We start from the raw sequence: 3,594 nt of genomic DNA on the forward strand, positions 1-3,594 counted from the left end.
GAGCTTTTACGGGTTTGACAATTCGTACATGGTGGATGTGATCGCAAACCATCCCGGCCGGTTTTCGGGCGTGGCGGTGATCGATCCCGAGGATCATCCGGTCGAAACCATGAAATCGCTGAAGTCCAAAGGGGTGCGGGGGTTCCGCATCGTGTCGGGAAAAAAGGATCCCGACCGTTGGCTGACCGGCGAAGGGATGAAACAGATGTGGGCTTGTGCGGCGGACGAATCCATGGCGATCTGTCCGTTGATCAATCCGGAGTATTTGCCGTCGGTCGACAAGATGTGTCGGCACTATCCTGAGACAAACGTTGTGATCGATCACTTTGCCCGCATCGGGATCGACGGGACGATTCACGATCAAGATCTTGATGCCCTGTGTCGTTTGGCAGAACACCAACACACCTACGTCAAAACATCAGCGTTCTACGCACTGGGAAAAAAAGCCGCCCCGTACACGGATCTGGGCGCGATGATTCACCGACTGGCCCATGCCTTTGGAACCGATCGTTTGATGTGGGCAACCGATTGTCCCTACCAGGTGCAGGACGGGCATTCGTATCACGAGTCCTTGGATTTGATTCGATCCAAGTTGGACTTTTTAAGCGATCGCGATCGCAGTTGGATGTTGCGAAAGACTGCCGAGAAGGTGTTCTTTTCATAGCGACGTCAACGTCGCGCTGTCCGGTTAAAGAGCACCGCGGAGCGCATCGATCAATCGTTCAATCGACGCCGGATCGTTGTAGCCGTGGATCGCGATTCGCAGGCGTCCGGCGTGGCACATCACGTGAATGTTCTGCTGATGCAGCGCGGCGTAGATCCGGTCCGCATCGGGATGCATGAACGCCATGATGCCGGCCAAGTGGTCTGGCTCGTCGGGGGTGATGCATTGCACGGGCAATCGTTTCAGTTCGTCCATGCACTGTCGAACCAGCGGTCGGCAATGCGCATCGATCTGTTCGACGCCCACCGATTGGATGTATTTCAACCCGGCATCGATGGCGTAGACGGCGGGATAATTGGGCATCCCGACGGAAAAGCTTGCAGCGCCGTGTTTGGGAACGACGCGTTCAAATCGATCGGCATCGAATGCGTTTTCCAAATGAAACCATCCACCCGCCGGTGCGGTCAATCGTTCGGCACTGGCGGAGGGAATCCCGACCAAGCCACCTCCGTGCGTGGCCAGGATCCATTTGTGCGTGGAGCTGACGATCAAATCGACATCGCTCAGATCGAGCGGGATCCGGCCGAGTGCTTGCGTGACATCGACCGAGATCAGTGCGGGGCAATGACGTCGGACGACGCGCGTCAGCTCGGGTAGATTGATTTTGTGCCCATTGAAAAAGCTGACCAGCGATGTGGTGACCATCCGAGTGCGGGGGCTGAGCAGCGGAATCAGGTCTTCGATGCGAAGTGACCAGTCGCGAGCCCTCCAGACTTTGACGGTCGCGGGACAGCTGGCGTGCAACCATGGCGTCGCGCCGGCGGGAAAATCCAGATCGTTGATCACGATTTCGTCGCCTTCGCGCAACTGCAGCGCCATCGCGGCCAGGTTGTACGCTTCGGACGAACAGGAGCACAGGCTGACTTCGCCGGCGCTTAAACCGTAGGCCAATCCGATTTGCTGTTTGGCACTCTCCCAAACCTTGGCGTGGCAGTCGCGTCCGTCCATCCCCAGCAATTTGTCTTGGCCATAGGTTTGAAGCGCATCTAGCACCGCGGTGGGGGGAATGCCTTCGGCGGCCGTGTTGAAATAGTCTTTGCCGGCAAGGCCGGGGAAGTCGCGTTGTCGCGAGGACTCGGTCAGCATGGGGGAAATCGGTTGCGTCTGGTGGGGAAAGGTTGGTGTCCAGGCTTTAGCCGCTCGCTTCGCTGCTCCGCAGCGAAGCGAGGGAATCGCCTCAAGGCTCGACACCAATAGTTGCGGAATAAATACCAGGTCTCACTGGCATCGGGATTCGATTTGCATCGCTCGATGCGATGGTAAGGTATTTTGATGACGGCCGGGTGGCGAATGGCTACAATGAACTTCCCGCCCGCCTCTGACTCCCTCCCCTGCCTACCTTGACCATGCATTTGCCCAGTTCTCTGCTGGACGCGTTGAAACGCTTGACCGGTCGCCTCGCCGCGGTCGTTTTCGCCTTCGCGGCATCGATCGGAGTTGGCCAAGATGCGTCACCGCAAGCGATTGCGTTTTTCGAGAAAGAGATTCGGCCGGTCTTGGTCGAGCACTGTTATGACTGTCATTCCGTCGAAGGCAGCGTCAAGGGTGGGCTGCGGCTGGATACCCGCGCCGGGCTGCTTGAAGGAGGCGACTCGGGGGCGGCGATCGTCGCCGGCGACCCCGATGCAAGTTTGCTGATCGAAGCGATCGGGTATCAGAACCACGATCTGCAAATGCCGCCCCGAAATCGGTTGCCCGAACAGGCCGTTAGGGCGCTGACGAAATGGGTCGCCGACGGTGCCCCCGATCCGCGTGAGTCGGCGCCGCCAAGCTCAGCCCCCGATCGCGGGCCGTCGGGGATGAGTATCGAGGAGGGCCGGCAGTTCTGGGCGTTTCGGCCGGTGCGTGATCCCGCGATTCCCAAGCTTGCCGAGACGCAGTGGACCGAAAACCCGATCGACGCGTTTGTGTTAGCGCGACTTCACGACAACGGCCTGTCGCCGGCACCGGCGGCGGACAAGATCACGTTGATTCGCCGCATCACCCAAGACCTGATCGGTTTGCCGCCCACGCCCGAAGAGATCGACGCCTTCGTCGCTGACGAATCACCCACGGCGTATGACAAGGTCGTCGAAAGACTTTTGAATTCACCGCATTACGGTGTTCGCTGGGGACGGCACTGGTTGGACGTCGCACGCTACGCCGATTCCAACGGACTGGATGAAAACTTGGGGTTCGGGCAAGCGTGGCGTTATCGAGATTACGTCGTCGATGCCTTCAACAACGACAAACCCTTTGACCGTTTCTTGATCGAGCAAGTCGCCGGTGACTTGTTGCCCGAAGCGAATCGTGAAACCAAGACGGCGACCGGGTTTCTATCGCTGGGCGCCAAGGTGCTGGCCGAACCGGATCGGCAAAAGTTGGAGATGGACATCATCGATGAACAGCTCGACACACTCGGCAAAGCGTTCCTGGGAATGACCTTCGGCTGTGTCCGGTGTCACGACCACAAATTTGATCCGATCAAGCAATCCGACTATTACGCGCTGGCCGCGATCTTCAAGAGCACCAAGACGCTCGGTGAGACGAGCACCGGCGCGATCAAACATTGGTACGAGCACTCCTTTGCGTCGGACGAGGAAGCGGCGCGGCTGAAGGAAATCGACGCCCAGATCGCGGAGAAGAAAAAAGCGGCGGCGAGTTTTAAGAACGCGGCGATCGCCAAGATTCAAGCCGAAGCTCGAGACAAGGTGGCCGACTATCTGGCCGCCGCGGCACAATTCGAGGTCTCCGCGCCCCTGACCACCGTCGCGGAAATCGCCCAGCCGCTCGGGCTGCATCCCCGGATCCTGCACCACTGCCGCATGCATTTGGATTTCCATCGGGATGATCCGCTGTTGGCCCGGTGGCATCAATTGGCCGCCGAAGGA

At 58.9% G+C, this 3,594-nt stretch carries 3 protein-coding genes; 2 read left to right on the forward strand and 1 reads right to left on the reverse strand.

The features are described from left to right. Nucleotides 1-664: amidohydrolase (locus tag ABX749_RS26110; RefSeq protein WP_372898586.1), on the forward strand; the 664-nt coding region annotated here is incomplete at its 5' end. A gap of 24 nt (nt 665-688) precedes the next feature. Here the strand turns inward: ABX749_RS26110 and ABX749_RS26115 are convergent. Further along, nucleotides 689-1,810, reverse strand: coding sequence for an aminotransferase class V-fold PLP-dependent enzyme (locus tag ABX749_RS26115; RefSeq protein ID WP_372898587.1), 1,122 nt, complete (start codon nt 1,808-1,810; stop codon nt 689-691). A 260-nt stretch (nt 1,811-2,070) separates the two neighbouring features. Between ABX749_RS26115 and ABX749_RS26120 the strand changes: the two genes are divergently transcribed. Beyond that, a partial coding sequence (locus ABX749_RS26120) for a DUF1549 domain-containing protein (RefSeq protein ID WP_372898588.1) occupies nt 2,071-3,594 on the forward strand: 1,524 nt, incomplete at its 3' end.

The sequence above is a fragment of the Stieleria sp. genome (assembly GCF_041595215.1).
Taxonomy (GTDB): Bacteria; Planctomycetota; Planctomycetia; order Pirellulales; family Pirellulaceae; genus Stieleria; species Stieleria magnilauensis.

Excerpts from the sequence above, each read along its gene's own strand:
- ABX749_RS26115 (WP_372898587.1), bottom strand. The coding sequence starts at position 1,810 with ATGCTGACCGAGTCCTCGCGACAACGCGACTTCCCCGGCCTTGCCGGC.